The 20,634-nt window shown below is 30.6% G+C and carries 18 protein-coding genes; 1 reads left to right on the top strand and 17 read right to left on the bottom strand.

From position 1 onward, the window contains the following. Positions 1–71: 71 nt before the first annotated feature. The 9 genes from BKM32_RS10580 to BKM32_RS10620 all read right to left on the bottom strand — a co-directional run bounded on the left by BKM32_RS10580 (position 72) and on the right by BKM32_RS10620 (position 9,518). Complete coding sequence (locus BKM32_RS10580) at positions 72–1,016, bottom strand: GNAT family N-acetyltransferase (RefSeq protein WP_168155231.1); 945 nt, start codon at positions 1,014–1,016, stop codon at positions 72–74. A 98-nt stretch (positions 1,017–1,114) separates the two neighbouring features. Further along, positions 1,115–1,444, bottom strand: a complete 330-nt coding sequence (locus BKM32_RS16335; RefSeq protein ID WP_083702163.1) for an HAD family hydrolase — start codon at positions 1,442–1,444, stop codon at positions 1,115–1,117. Between the two features lie 349 nt (positions 1,445–1,793). Continuing rightward, positions 1,794–2,762 carry an ATP-grasp domain-containing protein gene (locus BKM32_RS10590; protein WP_053977902.1) on the bottom strand — a complete coding sequence of 323 codons (969 nt, stop codon included), beginning with the start codon at positions 2,760–2,762 and terminating at the stop codon, positions 1,794–1,796. A 56-nt stretch (positions 2,763–2,818) separates the two neighbouring features. After that, positions 2,819–3,760 (bottom strand): hypothetical protein, encoded by a 942-nt coding sequence (locus tag BKM32_RS10595; RefSeq protein WP_076663771.1) that lies wholly within the window; start codon positions 3,758–3,760, stop codon positions 2,819–2,821. Continuing rightward, positions 3,757–4,407, bottom strand: a complete 651-nt coding sequence (locus BKM32_RS10600; RefSeq protein WP_171971865.1) for a class I SAM-dependent methyltransferase — start codon at positions 4,405–4,407, stop codon at positions 3,757–3,759. The genes BKM32_RS10595 and BKM32_RS10600 overlap by 4 nt, the downstream gene beginning before the upstream one ends. A 93-nt stretch (positions 4,408–4,500) precedes the next feature. Next, positions 4,501–6,198, bottom strand: coding sequence for a carbamoyltransferase C-terminal domain-containing protein (locus BKM32_RS10605; RefSeq protein ID WP_076663995.1), 1,698 nt, complete (start codon positions 6,196–6,198; stop codon positions 4,501–4,503). A 13-nt stretch (positions 6,199–6,211) separates the two neighbouring features. Further along, positions 6,212–7,663 carry an MBOAT family protein gene (locus BKM32_RS10610; RefSeq protein ID WP_076663773.1) on the bottom strand — a complete coding sequence of 484 codons (1,452 nt, stop codon included), beginning with the start codon at positions 7,661–7,663 and terminating at the stop codon, positions 6,212–6,214. Between the two features lie 219 nt (positions 7,664–7,882). After that, positions 7,883–8,497: a sugar transferase gene (locus BKM32_RS10615; RefSeq protein ID WP_053977898.1), complete on the bottom strand. Its 615-nt coding sequence runs from the start codon at positions 8,495–8,497 to the stop codon at positions 7,883–7,885. 22 nt (positions 8,498–8,519) lie between these two features. Beyond that, positions 8,520–9,518, bottom strand: coding sequence for an endonuclease/exonuclease/phosphatase family protein (locus tag BKM32_RS10620; RefSeq protein WP_171971866.1), 999 nt, complete (start codon positions 9,516–9,518; stop codon positions 8,520–8,522). 571 nt (positions 9,519–10,089) lie between these two features. On the opposite strand from BKM32_RS10620, the gene BKM32_RS10625 reads away from it, so the two are divergent. Then, positions 10,090–11,025 carry a sulfotransferase gene (locus BKM32_RS10625; RefSeq protein WP_076663775.1) on the top strand — a complete coding sequence of 312 codons (936 nt, stop codon included), beginning with the start codon at positions 10,090–10,092 and terminating at the stop codon, positions 11,023–11,025. Between the two features lie 135 nt (positions 11,026–11,160). Here BKM32_RS10625 and BKM32_RS10630 read toward each other — a convergent pair whose 3' ends face one another. The 8 genes from BKM32_RS10630 to BKM32_RS10665 all read right to left on the bottom strand — a co-directional run bounded on the left by BKM32_RS10630 (position 11,161) and on the right by BKM32_RS10665 (position 20,585). Continuing rightward, on the bottom strand, positions 11,161–12,303 hold the full coding sequence (locus BKM32_RS10630; protein ID WP_076663776.1) for a glycosyltransferase family 4 protein: 1,143 nt from the start codon (positions 12,301–12,303) through the stop codon (positions 11,161–11,163). Positions 12,304–12,460: 157 nt separating this feature from the next. Then, the gene (locus BKM32_RS10635) at positions 12,461–13,609 is read right to left on the bottom strand and encodes a glycosyltransferase (RefSeq protein ID WP_053977894.1); all 1,149 of its coding nucleotides are present in this window, start codon (positions 13,607–13,609) and stop codon (positions 12,461–12,463) included. Between the two features lie 2 nt (positions 13,610–13,611). Next, positions 13,612–14,694, bottom strand: a complete 1,083-nt coding sequence (locus BKM32_RS10640; RefSeq protein ID WP_076663777.1) for a glycosyltransferase — start codon at positions 14,692–14,694, stop codon at positions 13,612–13,614. 322 nt (positions 14,695–15,016) lie between these two features. Continuing rightward, positions 15,017–15,598, bottom strand: coding sequence for a serine O-acetyltransferase (locus BKM32_RS10645; protein WP_053977892.1), 582 nt, complete (start codon positions 15,596–15,598; stop codon positions 15,017–15,019). 185 nt (positions 15,599–15,783) lie between these two features. Further along, positions 15,784–16,998: a hypothetical protein gene (locus BKM32_RS10650; protein WP_123812103.1), complete on the bottom strand. Its 1,215-nt coding sequence runs from the start codon at positions 16,996–16,998 to the stop codon at positions 15,784–15,786. 5 nt (positions 16,999–17,003) lie between these two features. Then, positions 17,004–18,080 carry a glycosyltransferase family 4 protein gene (locus tag BKM32_RS10655; protein WP_053977890.1) on the bottom strand — a complete coding sequence of 359 codons (1,077 nt, stop codon included), beginning with the start codon at positions 18,078–18,080 and terminating at the stop codon, positions 17,004–17,006. Then, a complete protein-coding gene (locus BKM32_RS10660; protein ID WP_053977889.1) occupies positions 18,077–19,609 on the bottom strand; it encodes a lipopolysaccharide biosynthesis protein in 1,533 nt (510 codons plus the stop codon). The genes BKM32_RS10655 and BKM32_RS10660 overlap by 4 nt, the downstream gene beginning before the upstream one ends. Continuing rightward, positions 19,593–20,585: a glycosyltransferase gene (locus BKM32_RS10665; protein ID WP_076663778.1), complete on the bottom strand. Its 993-nt coding sequence runs from the start codon at positions 20,583–20,585 to the stop codon at positions 19,593–19,595. The genes BKM32_RS10660 and BKM32_RS10665 overlap by 17 nt, the downstream gene beginning before the upstream one ends. Positions 20,586–20,634: the final 49 nt, after the last annotated feature.

The following is a 20,634-nucleotide window of genomic DNA, read 5'->3' on the forward strand; positions in this document are numbered from 1 at the left end:
ATGATTAAAAAAAATAATTTTTAATATCTATAATGGAATGGAGTCTAGAATACTGATTATGTTTTAGATTCTTATATTTTTCTATAACTAGGAAAGAAACTAGAGCAATTTTTTTTTGCGATAATTTCCGTATTTAAATTGGAGTTTAGCATATTATAGACTTCTTCGTTTATAATTTTTCTTCCAGTATAATAAATTACATCACTATCATTTGGGAAAAATGACTTTTTGTATTGATAAAGGCTATCGCTATCTGTTCTACCTCCGCCTAAAACATAGTGGCACAAGTTGTTCTTTCTAGCCCAATTTATAACTTCTATTTTTAAAAAATCATTAGGCCTATATTTGAAATAATCTGATAAAGTCCCTCCTAAGTAAGAAAATAAACTTGTACCGGAAATCAATATCAATTCAGCCGATATCGCTATACCCTGAAAGTAAACAAAAGCGATTAAGGCCTTACCTTGGCTTAAATTGATAATGCTTTTAAAATATTCCAAAGAATGGAAATATTGTTTTTCAGCATTGATCCGGGTCATTGTTTTAGTATAAATACAATGGAATAATTCAATTTTCAAATCATCTATTTCTGGGGAGACGATCTCTATTTTTAAATTGTAGGAAATACTTCTTCTATAGTTGTTTCTTACTTTTTGTTTGAAATTTTTCCATTGATTTTCTTGGGTTGTAATAAAGCCTTTAACGTTTGTTAACGTAGGTGTAAGTGTGCCAGAATAAAACTGACAATTATTATTTAAACTGAAGCGTATAAATTCAGATACAACATTGTGGTTCCTGTACCATTCATCTACGAATTGCCAAAATAGCAGAAGGTATCCTCTCGGTAAATTACAGTCAAACAATGGCCCACTATAACCATAGGGAGATATAACATCATAATATTTCTCTGTTTTATAAACAATTTTTCTATATAGAAAAGGCATTAAAACCAAAACATGGTCGCCTTCATCCAATAAAACAAAATATCTTAATTTTTCTTCAATAAGTTCACTCAAGTTAGCTCCTATAATTTTGTAAAAAGGACTCTCATTATTGAATGAATTGATGATTTCCAAATAGGCATTGAAATCTTGTTCGTTCTGTATTTTTTTTACTAGTAGCTGCATGAAACTTTCATAATAAAGTCTATTATATTTGTTAATTCACTTAAGCTATTAATTAGATATTTAGGGGTTTGATTTTTTTCTAGGTTAAAAACCTGTTCATGAATATTTTTACCATTATTACGAAGGCAAATAGAATGCCAACCAAGCTTATTAGGAGCTATGGGGTCTTTTTTGACATTGTCTCCAACGTATACAAAAGCATCTCTGTCATACTTATCACTAAAGTACTCGAAATTTTTGACATTTGGCTTTTCTGAACCAAATTCTTCTGAAACAATAACGTCATCCAAATAGTTAGATAATTTTGGCGCATAAATTTTGTTGCGCTGCTAGCAACTTCTACAATCTGTTATTAGGTCAGTTGTTATTTTTTGTTTTCAGATAGTCAAGAAATTCTTTATCCTCCGGTTTTAAGCTTATATTAGGATAATGCTCTCTATAAATGTTATTTAAGTCTTTACTGTAAATATTTTTTAGTTTGAGTTTTTTAATAGTACATCAAATGTATTTTCCTTACTAAAGTAAAATTTTAACATCTCTTCGAAAATAGATTTTGATGATATCGAAGTTTTAAGGGAAATGAATTCTGCAATTTCGTGAAATGCTGATTTTAAATAGTCAATTTCATTGTACAGAGTATCATCTAAGTCAAAAACAATGATGGCATTATGCTTCTTTGTAGTCATGTACCAAAATTTCATTATCATATCTAAGCATAAGTAAATCTCCTTTCCAATCATTAAATTTGCTAATGTTTTGATTTAAAAGGTATTCTTGAATAATCCATCTGGGGTAATTTGCCCCTGCAAAGTAAGTCAAAGGGTAACCTCCTCCAAATCTTGCATTTATTTCAATACCGTATATTTGGTTTGTATTTTTATGTTTAAAAAATTGTGCGCATAAGCAACCGATGGCTCCCTCAATATAGTTTAGGTGATCAGTTATATATTCTACTAAATCGTTTTTTCGGGTTACTCCTTTGCTAACTTCTCCATCTCTAACTTCTATGCGTTTTCTAGGTACTACACATTTAAGGAAATGATTTCTATCGTAATAAAGATCACAAGTAAATTCATCATATTGATTATGATCCAAGTATTCCAAAAAAATTAAATTTTCATTTTCAAAATGACATGGTTTGAAATCATTTTGATGTTCAACAATATAATTTTTTGAACTTCTGCTACCACTTACAGGCTTTATGTATAGAGGAAGAGAATAATTGTTCTTAGAAAATTCTTTCGCAAAATCAATACCTTTGTCGTAAAAAAAATCATGTGTTTTTCTTTTATTTCCACATATATCAATCAATGTTTTGGAAGAGACTATGGGGATAATACCATTTTTTAAAAATACTTCTCGATTTTTTGATAATACATATAATTCAGGGTCAATAGTCGGGATTATCAGTTTAACTTGATTAACAATGCAAAGCTCTAAGAGCTTTTCTATGTACGAACTATCATCTAATAAAGGGAGCTCAAACGATTTCTCTGAAATTTGGCAAGCAGCGGATAATGATGTATTGAAATCTACAGCTATAATTTGTCCTTCAGGAAAAAAAAAATTCAATTCATTCTGAAAAGCCTTTACTAATGAAACCCGTCTGCCTGCAGATGTTATTAAAATGTTCATGGTTGTGATTTGTTTAATTAAATGTAAACAAAACTCATGTCTCCACAATGTTAAATTCACTTATTTTCAGTAATATAGAATGAAATCAATTTAGCTATTAGTTCCCTTCCGTGGTCATTCCAATGCATATCATATAAAAGTGTTGTGCTAGATTTTGAGTTATTTAGAATTTCTGAAAAAGCTACATACTTAAATTGATTATTCCTTAAATATTTCAAAAAAGCTTCGGGGGTTATTTCTGCATCCAGGAGGAAAATATATCTAGTTTTATCAAAGCCATAGGTATTGACTAACTTTTTAAAATTTTCAAAATACCCAAGGTTGAAATGAGTTCTTTTCTCCAAGGGGTGGTCTATATTGATATTTCTATCCTGAGAAAACGCTTTTGAAAAAAGGGATTTCGGGGCCTCTAGGATTCCAATAGTCTGCATATAGACCAATAGTTTACATTGTCGTAAGGCTTTGTAAAGTGGCGATTCCAACTTCATTCTTTCTTCTAGGGCAGTATAGTTGGGGCGAGTCAAATCTGTTTCGAATTCAAGGCTGATAAATACAAGATCGATAAGGTTAAAGGCTTCTTGATATTGATGTATGAGATGTAATTCGTCCGCCAAATCATAACCAGCATAACCATACTCATAAACTTGGATGCCATTGAGTTTGTTTTCTATCTTTTTGCCTATGGAATTGTAATAATTTTGATGAAATCCTTCGATAAATGAATCGCCTACCAAAGCAATTTCAAAGGTTTCCTTTGAAGGAGTGTATTCTCTGTAGGAATTGAAACCTGAATTATTTATTCTGAATTCTGAAGCGTTTTGTCTCCTAATGCCCGTCACAGAAACGCCATGTTGGTTAGGAAGCCATTTTTCAACCCCCATTTCGTCAACATATCGAATAGGGTAGTCTTTTGTTAAATTAAAAGTTCTAACAAGAATCTCTAATCCAATTAAAACTAAGGGAGTATAAACAATAAATTTAGCGATTAACTTCTTCATTCCACATTAGCTTTTGTGCAAACAAAGTAGAATGTGTAACCCTTTTTATTTGTTAAATCCTCTTCTGTATAAAAAGATTTAATCTTGAAACCACAATCATGTAACAGGTTAATTATTTCACTTTTTTTTGCCCACAATAGGGGGTGCTGTTCCTTGCTATAAAATTTCCAATTTAACCTACCGTTAAAGTTCACTTCTGGTAAATACTTGTTTTGAAGCGGCTTTCCTTGAATAAAACGCGCAGCATTAGTATTGAAATTTAAAATAGGATTGTACCATCTGGCGTTCCAATCAAGAAAACTGGCAATTAAGGTACAATCCTTTTTGCCTACTCTATGGGCTTCTTGAAGAGCTGGTTTTAATCGGTTTTTAGGAACCATACTAAGTATTTGTTGTGTATAGCATAAGTATCCAAACTGATTGCTTTCTATCCCTTTTAGGTCTGAAGCATCGCTTATTAAAAAGTTTATATTGGATTGTTTTTCAATAGCCTTAGACTTTGCTATTTCAATCATTTGTGGAATGATATCGAAAGCTGTAATATTTTTAAATCCTCGTTCTTGCTCTAAATGAAAAGGAAGGATGCCCGCGCCGGTGCCAGCATCGAGAACTGAGGCCTGATTGTTATCAAAATATTTAGATAACAAATACCGCTCAACATTGTTGATTTTTGAGCGCCCAGCCCAATTTTTGAGAGTATGAGCTTCGAAAGATTTGGAAAAGGGATAGCTCATAGTATTTTAATCTAATTTTTTAGAAATCAAAAAATCCCCAATAACCAAATAGTCAAGTCCTGTAGAGAAAAAACAACGAATAGCGTCTTGGGGCGATTCAACAACGGGTTCACCTTGAATGTTGAAACTGGTGTTGAGTACCACAGGGACACCCGTGCGTTCACCTAATTTTTTAATCAATTCATAATAACGGGGATGCAACTCTTTATTAACTGTTTGAAGCCTTGCGCTACCATCAACGTGCGTTACTGCTGGGATTACCGATTGTTTATCCTTAAGTACATTACAAATTTTCAACATAAAAGGCGCTTCAACTTCTAGGTCGAAAAAATCATTTTTAGCTTCTACAATTGCAGAAGGAGCAAAGGGCCTATAGGCTTCCCTGAACTTCACTTCTGAATTAATTTTATCCTTCATATCAGGATAGGCTGGGTTTGCCAATATACTTCGGCTTCCTAGTGCTCTAGGACCTATTTCCATAGCACCTTGAAACCAACCAATAATTTTTCCTTCTTCCAAAAGCTTGGCCGCTATATCACAGATATCTTCATGTGTTTCATAAGGTAATTTGGCCCCTTTTAAGACCTTTTCAATATCTGAATTGGTATAGCTTGTGCCAACATATGGATCGAGATGCACAAAGGTTCTGGGGTGCTTTAAAAGGCCGTTATACAAATAATAGGCAGCACCAATAGCGGTGCCGTTATCGCCGGCAGCGGGCATGACATAAATATCATCAAAAGGGCTTTCCCTAACAATCCTTCCATTCATCACGCTATTTAACGATACGCCTCCTGAAATCACCAAATGTTTGGCTTTTGTTTTCTCATAAAGAATATCGCAGATTTCGAGGACTTTGTTTTCCAATACACGTTGAAACGCAGCAGCAACATCCATGTGATGCTTTTGGAAGGGTTGATCTTTTTGTCTAGGCTCTCCAAAGATTTTAAAAAACTTTTCTGAGCAGCGCTTCCAGCTCATGTTTTGATAGTTGAAATAACTTAAATCAAATTTGAGCTGTCCATCAGGATCCACACTTACAATTTTATTTACTTCTTCTAGAAACACTTCGGGATCTCCCATAGGGGCAAGGCCCATTGTTTTTCCTTCGTCATAACTGGTTCTGAATCCGCAAAATTGTGTTACAGCTTCATAGAAGGATCCGAGAGAGTGAGGGAAATAGCTCTGTCCCAAACAATAAACCTCATTATCCTTTCCATATCCAAGCCATGTTGTGGCCCATTCGCCTGAACCATCAATGCCTAACAAAGCAGCTTCTTTATAGGGGGACACAAAAAAGCTGCCGGGAGCATGGCTAAAATGGTGCTGGATGAAATGAACTTGGGGTCCCGATTTTTTACTATCCCAATGGTAGCCAAACCAATTCCAGAAACTTTTCTGCTTATTATAGCCGTGAACCAATTCATGGTTTATAAACGGTTTTATGGTTTTTAAGTTAGTGAGACTATGGGTTATTTTCTTTCCAAGGTTATGTGTTGGTTTTATAGATACCGCTATATGGTCGATATCATTATAGTTGAGTTCCGCAATTTTCAAACATCTATCTATGGAAAGCATGGGGAAATTCCTTGTGTGCTTATCTCTGTTTAGACGTTCTTCTTCAATGGCTGCAACCAATTTTCCGTTTTTAACGATACATGCGGTAGAATCGTGAAAGTAATAGTTTAGTCCTAGTATAACCATATAATCGTGATTGCTAAAATTGGAAATAAATGAAAGATTTGTCGGTGTTATCATCATAAAACAATAACATCATAAATATAAGAATTGTATAGGTGATAAATCGTACGTATTTGGATTTAAATGGAATAGGATTCCGTTCGTCTTTTCGAATCCTGAATTCATAAAGGATAAATACAATAATTAGGATGTAATAATCGATCATTCTGTAGCCCTTTACATGGAAATAGGGTTCAAAATAAAACTGTTCAAAGATTCGGTTTATAAATTGAAATGAATCTCTTAATGAGTTAGATCTGAAAAAAATCCAGGAAAAGGATACGACAGAAAAGGTGACAAGAGCAGCTGTAATCTCTTTTAAAGTGGTAAAAAATGTATCGCTTCCAATAGTTGAATCTTTGTAGGCTCTATTTCGCTTAAGCAATAGTACAGGAATAAAGGCCACAGCATGAAGTCCTCCCCAAAAAATAAATGTCCAGTTAGCACCATGCCAAAAACCACTAATAATAAAAATGATAAAAACATTCCTTATCACTTTCGAAGTTGCAACTCGAGAACCGCCTAAAGGAATGTATAGGTAAGATTTAAACCAAGTGGATAACGATATGTGCCAACGCTGCCAAAACTCGCCAATATTCCTAGAGAAATAAGGGAATTTAAAATTGGACATTAATTCTATTCCAAAAAGTTTAGCGCTTCCAATGGCTATGTCGGAATACCCACTGAAATCACAATAAATTTGAAAACTGAACATTACAATTCCTAAGATTAAGGTGGAAGCGGGGTATGAGCTGTAATTGGCAAACATATCATCCACAATAGGCCCTATAGCATCTGCTACTGCAACTTTTTTGAAAAGCCCCCATAAAATTAGTTTCAAACCTTCAACAATTTGATTGTACTTAAAGTTTCGTTTTTTTGCTATTTGTGGCAATAGATTGGACGCTCTTTCAATTGGGCCAGCCACCAGCTGAGGAAAAAAACTTACATAAGTGGCAAATGACAAAAAGTCTTTAGTTGGTTTTATTTTTCTGTAATAGACGTCAAAGGAATATGACATGGTTTGAAAGGTATAAAATGATATCCCTACTGGTAAAATAACCTTAAGTGTCCATGTGCTTTTTAAATGATAGCCAAAAACAGACAAGAGGTCAATCCAAGAATCTAGAAAAAAGTTATAATATTTAAAAAATCCTAAAAGTCCTATGTTAAATATAATACTTGCCCAAAGCCAAAGCTTTCTCGTTTTTAAGTCTTGTGAAGCGTAAATATTGAGGCCGGTAATGTAATCAACTACAGTGCTTAATAATATTAGAGACAAGAAACGCCAGTCCCACATTCCGTAAAATATGTAGCTTGCCAATAAGATGAGTGCATTTTGTGCTTTTAAATGTTTTTTGAATACGGTCCAATAAAGAAAGAAAACTACGGGGAGAAAAATAAAATACTCTAAAGAATTAAACAGCATAAATTCTATTGGTATAAAATTGGAGTTCAGGAAAACTTGAGTTAAACTTCTGAAATTCTTTAGAACTTAAAAAAAATAATCTTTGAATTGCATCATTAAAACCTTAATCTGTTATTAAGTGTTTTTTTTAATAATTATTGCAAACTAATAAGGATTAAGTGATAATGATTTTTTTTTGAACCAAAAAAGATGGTTAGTTTTTCTTTATGAGTTCAAGGATTACTCTGAGCCCATAAATTCTTCCATGAATAAAGTTTCTGAAGTATAAATTCCTTTCTTGGAGACTACTTTAGCGAATGTTAAAAAGAAAATTTTAATATCTAGAAGAAATGAAAAGTTGTTGACATACCAAACATCATAATTGAATTTTTCTTCCCAGCTCAAGGCATTCCTGCCATTAACTTGTGCCCACCCAGTAATTCCGGGCCTAATATCATGTCTATGTTTTTGAACATCGTTATATCGAGGCAGATAACTCACTAAAAGTGGACGAGGGCCTATGAGGCTCATGTCTCCTTTTATAATGTTCATCAGTTGGGGGATTTCATCTAATGAGTATTTTCTAATAAATTTTCCCAAGCCCGTTAGTCTTTCAGCTTCAGGAAGTAGTTTTCCTTTGGAATCCCTTTCATCTGTCATGGATTTAAATTTTATGATTTTAAAAATTTCAGCATTTTTCCCAGGTCTAGGTTGTAAAAAGAATGGTTTGCCTCGGTTAACCCAAAACAATAGGATAGTTAAAATTAGAAAAATAGGGAAGAGGCAAATAAATCCCATTAATGCTAAATTAAGGTCAAAAAAACGTTTGAAAAAAAACTTATATAAACTTCTCATTTAAAATCAGTTAGTTTTTTTATTAAAGTTTAAAGGTAACCAATATAGGCTCATGATCGGATAAATTTAATTTAAAGTTTTTATGATTTAATATTTTAATTTTTTGATCCATAAAAAAATAGTCTAGTCTTAATGGGTAGCCCCTTAAGTTGTAAGTAGTACCTAATCCATTACCTTTTTCTATAAATGAGTCATTTAAATTTTGTTTTAAAATGTTATAAGGAAATGTGTTTGGAGGGGTGTTCAAATCCCCGGAAATAATTATTTTCATTGTGCAATTGGAGGCATTTTCACGTACAATTTTGGACTGCAATACTTGTTGGTTAAATGTATTGTCTATTTTTTTTAATAGATTTTTTCCAGTTCTTAATGAGTTTCCTGTTAGTTTATAGGATTGCAAGTGTAAATTGTAGATTCTTATAGTGTCATTTTGAATCAATATATCTGCATAAATCCCATTGTTTTTAGTGTGTGGAAAGTTTATGTATCCTTTATTAATTATCGGGTATTTAGAATTAATTGACAAAAGAGATTTATCTAGATTTTTTCTATAACCTAAAAATTCATAATCGTAACCTTTAATTTTTCTTGAGATTTTATAATCTGATTCTTGTAGTACTAAGATGTCCGGATATATTGAATCGATAAATTTTAATGTGTTTGAAGTTGTATCTTTATTCTTAATGAGGTTATTGGTGTTGAAACCTCTAACATTAAAAGTTAAAATGTTAATCGATTCATTTGGTTCATTTGTAGATTCTGTAGAAATTCGGAAAAATGAATTAAGGTTAATGGATAAAATTAATACACCAAGTAGATATAAATATCTTTTGCTAATAAGGCCAAAAACTGACAATACTACATTTATTACAAATAGAATTGGCCAACTAATCCCTAACAATACCGAAATCCACCCCCAATTTACATTTGAACTAATTTCGCTAATTATCGAAAGTGAAACAGCAATCATTGCTATTAAATTTATTTTTCTTTTAGTTATTCTCAAACAAAAAATAGTCATAAGATTCATGTTTTGATTGAAAAATAATGACAAATAATAATATGGGATTCTATTGAAGAAACGATAAATCATATAAAAATAAATATTTTATAACACTAAAGGGAGCTTCTTTTAAAATATCAATTAAAAGAGAGGACTATTCAAAAGTCAGAAAATATCAAAATTTCAAACTTCACATATAGAGTTTTGATTCTTTTCTTTTCAAGGAAGGGCAATTCTGATAGAAACACATTTTGGGTTTCAATTACTCTACCGTTGATCATTTATTCAAATCTTTACTTACAGTAGAATGTTAATGATCTTTTAAAAGAAAAAACTTTTATAAAAACTAAAATGTTCTTGGTATTTTTCTTTTTAAATAATTATAATCATAGTAATATCAATTACTTAAATGTATTTTAAAAACAAGTCCATTTTTTAAGAGCGAATTTTTAATTAAAAATGGATATTATCTTTTTTAACAGCGATACATCGATTATATTCTTTTTAGATTTATGAATTTACTTCATTAGCTAAGAGTTACTTATGCTTTTGGTGGTGGGTTAATGCAAAAAAAAAACAATAATTTGCTATGAAAAACTATGAGAATCAAGAAAAAATTAAAGTAATCTATTTCACAGGCTCAGGTCGTTCTGGATCGACAATTTTAAATATTATTCTAGATAATCACCCAGAGGTTTTTGGTGGAGGAGAGCTTCAAAGTATGGAATATGTTTATAATGAGCGTAAAATATGTTCGTGTGGGGAAGCTACTATCAATTGTAAATTTTGGTCATCTGTAATGGGAGATTGGCTGAGAAAGATATCTGATTCATCTATAAAAGAAGGTCTTTCAAAATGGAAAAAATTTGAAAGTTACAAATCAATGAAGGCCTGGTTAAGATTATGGTTTGGATTATCATTAAAATCTTCCAACGTACAAGACTATCTAAACAATACATATAACTTTTTTGACACCCTTCGTAGGCACAGTGGCAAACCAATTATATTAGATATTTCAAAAAATCCCCTGCGTGCTTGGGCTTTATTGAATCATCCAAAAATAGATTTACGGTTAGTGCATCTGGTCCGAGATGGGAGGGGAGTTGCATGGTCACTTGAAAAAAAGGCTAAAAAGGAAGGGGGGCAAAAGCCCATATGGAGAACAGCATTGTTTTGGGTAATGGTTAATAGGCAATCTAATTTTGTGAGAAAAAAAGCTAACAATTCAGTATTGATTCGTTACGAAGATTTTGCCAAGAACCCACAAGAAACTCTTAGAAAAATTGGAGATGTTGCAGGGTTGGATGTTAAGCCAATTATAGATATGGTTAGTTCGAATAGCTCTTTTCATATTTCTCATGTTGTGGCAGGAAATGGTATTCGTAAAGCGGACTCTATTAAATTACGTTTCAATGATGACGAATGGTTTGAACAGTTAAATATCGATTATCAAAAGAAGTTTTTTAATTTTTCACGGAGCACGATGGAATCATATGGTTACTCCCTAAATAATAAAATGACTTAACTTAACTTGAAATTTATTTATGACATAAGGAAAAGTTAAATATGTATGATTTGAAGTGAGTTAATTATTTACTCTTTTCAATATAAATTAAGTTCACAAATAGAATTTCTCAAATTCTTTGTTAAGGAATATCTCTTAGAGAAGTTGTAAATTAGAGTTTATAATATTCAATAAGTCTTCATTGATTATATTTACATCAAATCGTTCTTCGGCATATTTTCGGCTATTTATTCCCATTTCCTTGATTTTTTCTTTATGAATTATAAAAAACTCCATAGCGCATACTAATTGTTCTAAGTTTCTAGGAGGAATTAATATTCCATTTTTACCTTTTATAACAGTTTCTTTACAACCAGGTGATTCAGTTGTGATAATTGGGAGGCCTACAGAGAGAGCTTCAAGAATTGATCTAGGAATGCCTTCTCTGTAGTATGTAGGTAATACGAAAACATCTCTTTTGAAGAGATGTTCTGGAATATTAGCTTGTTTTCCGTGATATACAATAATATTTTTATTATTTAAATCATTGAGTTTTTCTAGTTTAATAGCAGAGGGCGATTGATCAGGTTCCCCAATAACATGAAATTCTACGTCTGGATATTTTTGCTTTAATAATTCTGCAGCTTCGATATACAATTGGATTCCCTTTTCTTCTATCAAACGCGCTACTAGAAGAAAACTAATGACATTTGATGTGTTATTGTTTATTCTTACTTTGTATTTGTTAAGATCCACACCAGAGCCACTTACAAAACATACTTTATTTTTTTTAGAAATAATTTTTCTATCCAAAAACAATGCGTAATCATCTTTATTCTGAAAGATAATGACTTTGTTTTTCCTTATTGATTGTTTATATAGAAACTCATTGAGGCGCTGTAATATTCTAGCTTTAAAGGTTACACCGGTAAAGGCAAACCCAAGACCCGTAATTAGGGATATAACAGGAACTTTACATTGATTAGCTGCTAAAGAGCTAAATATTACAGGTTTCACAGTGTAAGGAAATACAAGATCTATTTTTGAAGTTTTTATTATATATCTTAATTCAGATATAGATTTAAGGTCATTTAAAGGATTTAAACCTGTTCGCTCTAATTTGAACTCTATTGGTTTCGCTCCTATATTAAGAAGTTGTTGTGTTATTTCAACGGAATAATTCGGAGCAGCGGTATACACCGCAAAATCATGATTAATGAGACTTTTTATAAAATCACCTCTGAAATGAATTAACGAACCTGAGTACGATGCAACTATTAAAATTCTCTTTTTTTTCATTTAAACATAGACTTGTTTTGAAAATTATAGGTGGTATGAGGAATTAATAAAAAAGGTAAAAGGCTACACTTTGTGTGTTCTAAATTATTTTTTTGGAGGATTAATATCCAGTTTTGTTTCAAGCCACCTATATTTAATATGTTTTTATTTAAAAATTTTAATTGTTTATAAATTGATAGAATTTAGAGTAAATATTTTTAAGTTGATATTCTTTAGATCTTTGTAAACTTAGCTCACTATAGTTTTTTCTTTCTGAAGGATTGCCTTTTAGAAATTCCAACGCTTTTTTCAATCCAATTTGATCATCATTATTTACAAGAAGGCCATATTTGCCTTTAAAATATGTTCCTTCCTCAATTTTAACTGCTTTATTTTCATTTAGCAACTCTAAAGGCCCAGATATACAATTTGTAGAAATGCAAGGAAGTCCAATGGCCATAGCTTCTAACAGTGCATTAGGGAAACCTTCCGCAAAAGACGACAAAACGAAGCAATGGTTGTCTAATAGATAATCATTTACATTTTTCACTTTTCCTTCAAGAACCACCTGCTTTTCTAATTGTAAACTATGTATTACGTGTGTTAAATATCCTTTTAAAGGTCCATCTCCCAAAATGGTAAGCCTATAGTTCTTTATATTTTCCCTTAATGCACGAATAATCATTATTTGGTTTTTACGTTTATTTAAAGTGCCAGTAGTTATAATTTTAAAGCAATCAATATCAGTAATAAGGTTATTCGGGTTTAAAGTATTGATAGGGGGGACAACGGGGTTATAAATAACTTCCATTGGGATATTAATTTTAAAATTCTCCTTTAAAGTTTGATTTATATAAACCGAATTGGAGAATAGTTTAGAACATTTATTATAAAAAATAGGATAGAATACTTTAGCAATTTTCAGAGATAAGTTACTTGTAGTATTACCTTCAGGTAAACCACGTTCACTAATTATGGTTTTAATATTTTTGTTTTTTGTAGCCATCATGCCATTGATTATGTTTGGAAAAGCCAAAAAAGACACAGAAATGTTTATGTTTTCCTCTTTAATGAAGGCATTATATTTTTTATTAAATATTATTAAATTCCTTAATTTAGAATAGTAACCTCTTTCAGTTGATGCCTTTGAAAGGTAGACCACATTTATATCATTAGGAACATTAAAGTGGATATGATTATAAAACAATACTAAACTGACGTTATAGTTGTTTTTAAGTTCTTGTAATAAAAGGCTGATAACCTTTTGAGCTCCTCCACTTCCTAGATTAACACTTAAAATACTAATATTTGGTTTGGTTTTATCCATAATTATAAATTTAACAAATCAGTAAATAAGTTTTCATATTCTTTAATAATATTAGTTTTACTATATTTTTTTTGAACAGATAGACTTACTTCTTCAGGAGAGAAAGGAAATCGACTGTTGATTTCTAATAAGTGGTTTATGTATTCCTGCTCTGAATTAACAATAAAACCATTTATAGGTTCCTTTATTATTTCATTAAGTCCTCCAGGGGCACTAAAAGCTAAGACAGGAGTGCCTACTGCGCAGCTTTCAATTACAGCATTGGGAAACCCTTCTATATAAGAGCCTTGTAAATAAAGGTCATTTTCGCGGAGATATTTAGGAACTTCATCAGTGTGTTTAACATGAGTGATTTGATTTGACAACTTTAGTTGATCTATTAGTTTGAAAATAATATCCATTTCAGGTCCATCCCCTATGATAGTGTAATGAAAAGGGAAATTGACTTTAGATAAGGCATTCAAGATGCGTAGATGCCCTTTTTGCTTTTTTAATCGAGCAACTGTCACTAGTCTTAATATCTTGCTTTCAGACTTCCTTCCTGAAAAGTAGAAATTGTCAGTAATAGGGTTATTTATAATTACTATTTTGTTTGAATTTAGATTGTAATTAGAAATTAGGTCTTCATACATGTCTCTTGATTGACAAATAATCGCATCGAAAAAATTGAATCTATACTTTCCTAAAAATTCTAGAAGAAAATTGTTTTTAGTTTGGAATGTTTTTAAAGCACTAAGTATATTTACCTCTCTGGCAATAAATTTTGTTTTAGGAGTTATTAAAGAAATATATGCCATTACAGTATTAAGATGTCCGATGGCGCTAATAATAATATCTTGCTTCTTAAAAAGGCTGTAATTAATTAAATAGGGGATTGCTTTTAAAACCCTTTTCTTATTTAAATAAATAGTGTTAATGTCATCAATTTTATAAACACTATCTTTCTGAAAACCTAGGACTAAAAGAGTAACATTAAATTTAGTTTTATCAATGTTTTGCGCAATAAATGAAATGACGCGTTCAGCTCCACCAGCAACCAATGAGGGTAATATAAAAGAAATATTAATTTTATTTGACTCCTTCATTATACTTGTTCTTCTTTGTTTGCGTGTTTTTTACTTTTCCAAAATCCTTTTGCATGAATGTTCTAGGCAATTTGACAACTTTTAATTATTCTGTTACTTTTAATGGTTTTGCTTGTTTTAAGTGAAAATTCCCTATAAATGAAAGTTTTGCTTTAATTATTTTTGATTAGCATATTATGATATTTTAAATTGTAAAAATGTTTTAATAAAATATATTAATCAAAATTACTCTTTGAATGACTATTAATTCCTTCAATCGGTAAAATATTGAAAGTTAGAATATTGTGAAGTTTTATAAAGTTTATAAAAACAACAGATTAAATCAAATATGTTTAATAATTGATTTTATATTAATAGGTTTTATTGTTCTCGCAGGTATGCCTGCTACCATCATGTTCTCCTCGTAAACTGATTTGTTAACAACAGAATTAGCACTTATAGCTGTATTGTTGGCTATTGAGATATTACCAAAAATTTTTACACCTGGAGCAATATATACATTGTCACCAATTTTTGGAGCCAATTTAGATCCTCCAGAAGCCCCAATGTTAGTGCATGCATGAATCCTGCAATTAGCTCCAACTTTAGCCTTGCTATTGACAATAATTGTCCCGTAATGAACTATTGCTAGCCCTGGGCCAAATACATTTATTGGAATTGAAAAACCTAGTTTTATAGAAGCCTTTTTGTATTTATATCTTAGGAAAAGAATATATGGCTTGTAAATACCTTTATTTTTGCAATTGGTAAAGTATTCTAATTTGCGCATTTTTTTCTGAAATATCCATATAGGATTTGGAGATATGTAATTAATTAAAGCCGAAAAAAAATCGTTATTTTTGATATTTAATGCGCGCTTGTCTGCCTTTAAATATTTTCTATATGAATTTTTGTTATTTATCATAATAAACCATTTTATCCATTTTACTATGTATACTGAAATTTTAAATTTAAGGCAAAAGGGATGATTTTAAATATGATTTTTTTTACTGATTGCAAAATGTTAGTTTAAATGGAGTTTTCTTAACATTTAACAGATCGTTATCCATTAATTTGAGCCGTTTAAAGCTTTTTTTATTTACATCGAACCTAAGAAGAGCTTAAGGCGTATCTGTTTTTATATTCATGTTGCTTGTTTTTGTCTAAAACGTACCCTACAAAAGCAAACACAACTATAATGTAACCTTGATTAATAACCGTTTGAAGGGTTAGCATAAAGATATACAAGGTTGCTAGTATTGAAAAGCAGAAGAATCTTAAATTAATTTCTAATTTGAATGATTTCAATAAATAGATAATTAACAAAAGGATGAAAAATAAAAATGTGAATAGACCTGCATCCCCCCATACCCCAATATATGTGTTATGACCACGAATAAACGTCGAAAAACCTATTCCATTTCCTAAAAACGGTTTTTGATAGACATAGTAAAGTAATTCTTCTACTAATTCACTTCTTCCCGAACTGTTTATTTTTTCTGTTTGAAATGTCAAAACGTTTTTAATATTATTAATTTTATTAATCTGTATTTCTGATAAATTGAAATAGCCATAAAATTGTTCTATTCTAAAAAGGAAGAAATAAAAGACGGTTAAAATTGCTCCAAAAAGTATTATTCTTAATCCCGAGAAAAACTTATGTTTTGTAAGAATGAAAACAATTACAAAAACAAATAAACCAGTAGTTGATAACGTAATTAAGATACTGTAAAAGATAATTAGAAGAATAATTGTTTTAAATATTTTTTTTGATGTAAAATATTTATCAAAAAAAATAAATGCTAAAATGCCGCTTAAAGAGGCATTGTTTGCGTCTGCATATACACCACCAGCTCTATCTAAGCTGTGGTTGTAAATTCCTCCATGGTCAAAATCAAAATTACTTTTGTAAAGTAATATGGTCAAAAAGGAAGAAACTACAAATGAAAAAGTTATTACTTTGGTAAAAATAATAAAGTATTCATCATTGCTGAGGAAAAAATAATATCCAGTAAAAAATATAACAGGTACCAAAGTTGCCATTAGCGAGTATTCAGAATTTTGAAAACCAGAAACTCCATTTGCCAATAAACCAAAAGTATAGTACAACGCATAAAACATAAACCATAATCTTGCTGTTATTGAAAAATCCCCCCCTTTGCTTTTAAGCATGATTAATATGCCACAAAAAATTAATAGGATATTAGAATAAGCAATTATTTGAGCTAAGGCTACAGATATAAATACCCCCGTGAAACGTTGGATATTTAAACAATTGGACATTAATGGCCATACAAAACAAATTATTATTGCTAGTTTTTTCATTTTTGTTATAATTTTTCAAAAACGCTTTCATAATTTTTAATTATTGTATCTATTTGATATTTGTCTAAAGATTTGATTGCATTTTTGGAAAGATATTGTCTCAAGGTTTCATCATTGATTAGGTTTTGCAAATTATTTTGCATTTCTTTTTTGTTTTGATCTTCAATTAAAAGGCCATTAACATTGTTTGTGATAATATCAGAGGGGCCTGTTTTACAATCATATGAAATACAAGCCATGCCCTGTGACATAGCTTCGAGAAGAACCATTGGTAGGCCTTCAAATCTTGAAGGTAAGATAAATATAGAAGAATTTAACATTAACTCTGATATGTTTGAAACAAACCCCGTAAACAATATTCTATCTGAAACTTCCAGCTTTTTTGATAGTTTATTTAGTAATTCATATCCTTTATCTCCAGATCCTGCAATTTTAAGTTTCCAATCAGGATTTGATTTTAATATGGGGGCAATTAATTCAATTAAATTGTCAAACCCTTTATGATAATATTTATCTAATTTTCCTATAGCCAAAATAACTTTCTCTCTATTTTGTGGTTGAATTTTGATAGGAGGAAAACTACACGGATTCGGCATAACAACTACATTTGCGCCATATTTTTTGTAATAGGCAACATCGAATGTTGTTAATACCGTAAGTAAATTTGCTTTTTTGTAAAAATATTTTTTGGTAATGTTCGTTATAAATTCACGATTTTTCATGGATCGTAAATAACTATTGTGTTCTTCTACTATAATTTTGATAGAATAGAGCTTAGCCACTGGAATAGTTATAAAATTGGTCAAGGTGATGAATGAGATAATTAAGTCAGGTCTGTTTTTTTTATGATAGTAAAATTTAGTTAAATTGTAAATAGACCTCATCTTATGATTAGCTATTCTTCCCTTATGCAAGGATATTCTTTTTATGTAACAGGGAAGTTTATAATAATCTTTACACTTATTTAGTGTTAAAACAGTAATTTCATAATTATCTCTATCCGCAAAAGCAGTTGCCAGGATGGAAAGTACTCTCTCAGCTCCTCCTCCTTTTAAAGTCGAAATGATAAAATGAATTTTCATCGTTTTTTTTTGATTAATAAATACAGTCTCTTTGATACGTTTCTAAAACCTTCATTCCATACATAAATAATAGGAGTATAAATGAATATTGAGAGAAATGAAATTTCTACCCCTGAAATTATAAGTTTATAAAACGAGTTAATTGATTTAATTATGCTAGTCATAATCAAATTACAAATAAAAAAAGCTACAATTAATGAAATGCATAATTTTAAAAATTCTTTCCAATAGGACCAAATATCATCCTTAAAACCGAATTTATATAGGTAATAAGGCCGCCAAATTAAAATGATGATTACAAAGGCAATTAATGTTCCGGCTAAAATGCCTGCTAACCCATAATAGCGCAACAGTATTATGGATAGACCTAGATTTATGATACTCTGAATGATTGGAGCCCATACATCTTGAAACAGGCTGTAAGCATCTTTAAAATGATCAACAGGGATTCGGATCTGCATAACGAACATATTTATTAGGAAAAGAAAAAGTACATTTTGGTTCAAGATATATTTTTCGCCTAACCATAATACAATAAAGGGGTCAACTAAAAAATAGAGCACTATAAAAAGGACTCCTGCAATATAAAATCTTAAACTCATCATTTCCCAAAAAACCCTTTTTATATGTGCTTTATTGTTTTCTGCCACCAAGTTACCAATACCAGCACCTGTACCGGCAAATGAAGTGTTTATGAGTTGTAATAATCGACTAAAGATTAGTTGATAGTTTCCAAAAAAAGCAACGCTTTCAATGCTTATAAATGCAAAAATTAAAATCTGATCTGTACCATTGGTTACAAAAGAGCCAAACTTATGAATTGAAATTTGTTTGATTTTCCCCACCAATTCAGAATTGGTTTTTAGAATTGATTTGGTAATGCTTTTATTAGTTTTTAACCATGGATACTCTTTTGAGACCCTTTTTCTTAAAAGAATGCTAAAAAGTATGAAGTAACATAGCTCTAGTAAAATCCATAAATAAAAATTTTTATAAATAATGATCACAAAACATTGTATAATTATTTTTGCTAATGTTAAAGATTTTGAATAAGAGGTTATAATGTAGTTTTTTTGATCAGCTTCTAATAAGAATATGTGATAGTTAAAAAAGAAATTGAGACATTGTCCGAAAAGGAAAGTATAAAAAGCAAAATAAACAACAACTAAAGAAAAAGTAATAGAGCCAAATATTAATGGGAAAAATAGAGAGAGGGTAAAACCTATAAATAAAATTAGAATTCCTATTTTTTTATATACGTAGCCAAAAAAATTAATGAGCTCATTAATTTTTGATCTGTTGCTTTCTAATATTGGTTTGTATAGACTTACACCAATGGCAGTTCCTATTCCCAGTTCAGCTAAATTTAAAAATTTCAGAAAGCTTTGGAGTGTCCCTGTCAATCCCATGAACTCATCTCCAAGATTTTCCAAGAATATTTTTCGAGAAAAGAATTGAGCAAACAAAAAGAGTATGTGAAAAAACATACTGAATTTTATGTTTTTTATGGCATTATTGACTCTTGACATGTTTAAAAAAGGTATAAAGTTTTCTTTGAAGGTCTATCCTGGTATTGTTAATCAGTAAAAAAGTACCATATAACTTAAAAGGCAAAAGCTTAATTGCATATCCACAGAAAGAGAAATTATGAAGTTGCTGATGTTTATTAATTAACCCCTTAATTTGTTTGCGATGGCGAAAATCAGGGTCGAATTTATTGTTCAAATAAAGAGAGTTATAGTGACTAGTTAGAAAATGAACTAAATAATTGCTTGCTAAGGTTTTAATTTTTGAATTATAGATATCTGTTTGTTGTATTACATACAAAGGGGCTCCAATAGAGTTTAATTTTGTCAAGCTGTATTTTCCGCGTATAACACTATTCATATTTTCTACATTATAGATGTAAAAAGGTTGACTTAGATATCCTAACCTAGTTAAACTGTTAATAATGTCAATAGTGTAATACACATCTTGATGCAGAATGTTTGGAATGAAAAACTTGTCCTTTAGAACACGTTTATGGTAAACCCTTCGCCAAACTGCAAATCGCTTATATTTTAATATGCGACATATGAACTCATCTTTATTTTCAATTCTATAACCTTTATCTATTTGATGGACATTGGTTATTTCTTTACTGTTGATTGAATTACATTCAACGACTTCAAGAGAATTCTTTATGGCAAAACTAATCATGGAAGAAAACATGTTTTGATCTATCCAATCATCACTATCCACAAAAGCTATGTAATCTCCATGGCATCTTTCCAATCCATAGTTTCTTGCAATACTAGAACCGCTATTGGCAATATGGTAAACTCGTATTCTATTATCCATAATTGCCTTCCTGTCACAGATTGCTCCACTTGAATCTGTAGAGCCATCATTAATTAAAATAATTTCAAGGCGTTTGTATGTTTGGTTTACAATGGAAGTGATGCACCTTTCAAGATAAGGCTCTACATTGTAAACTGGGACAATTACACTTAATAAATAATTCAATTATGTAGGATTAGTTATACTACTGAATACATTGATAAACAGATAGTTT

Origin of the sequence: Mangrovimonas sp. DI 80 (assembly GCF_001975575.1) — a bacterium.
GTDB lineage: Bacteria > Bacteroidota > Bacteroidia > Flavobacteriales > Flavobacteriaceae > Mangrovimonas_A > Mangrovimonas_A xylaniphaga.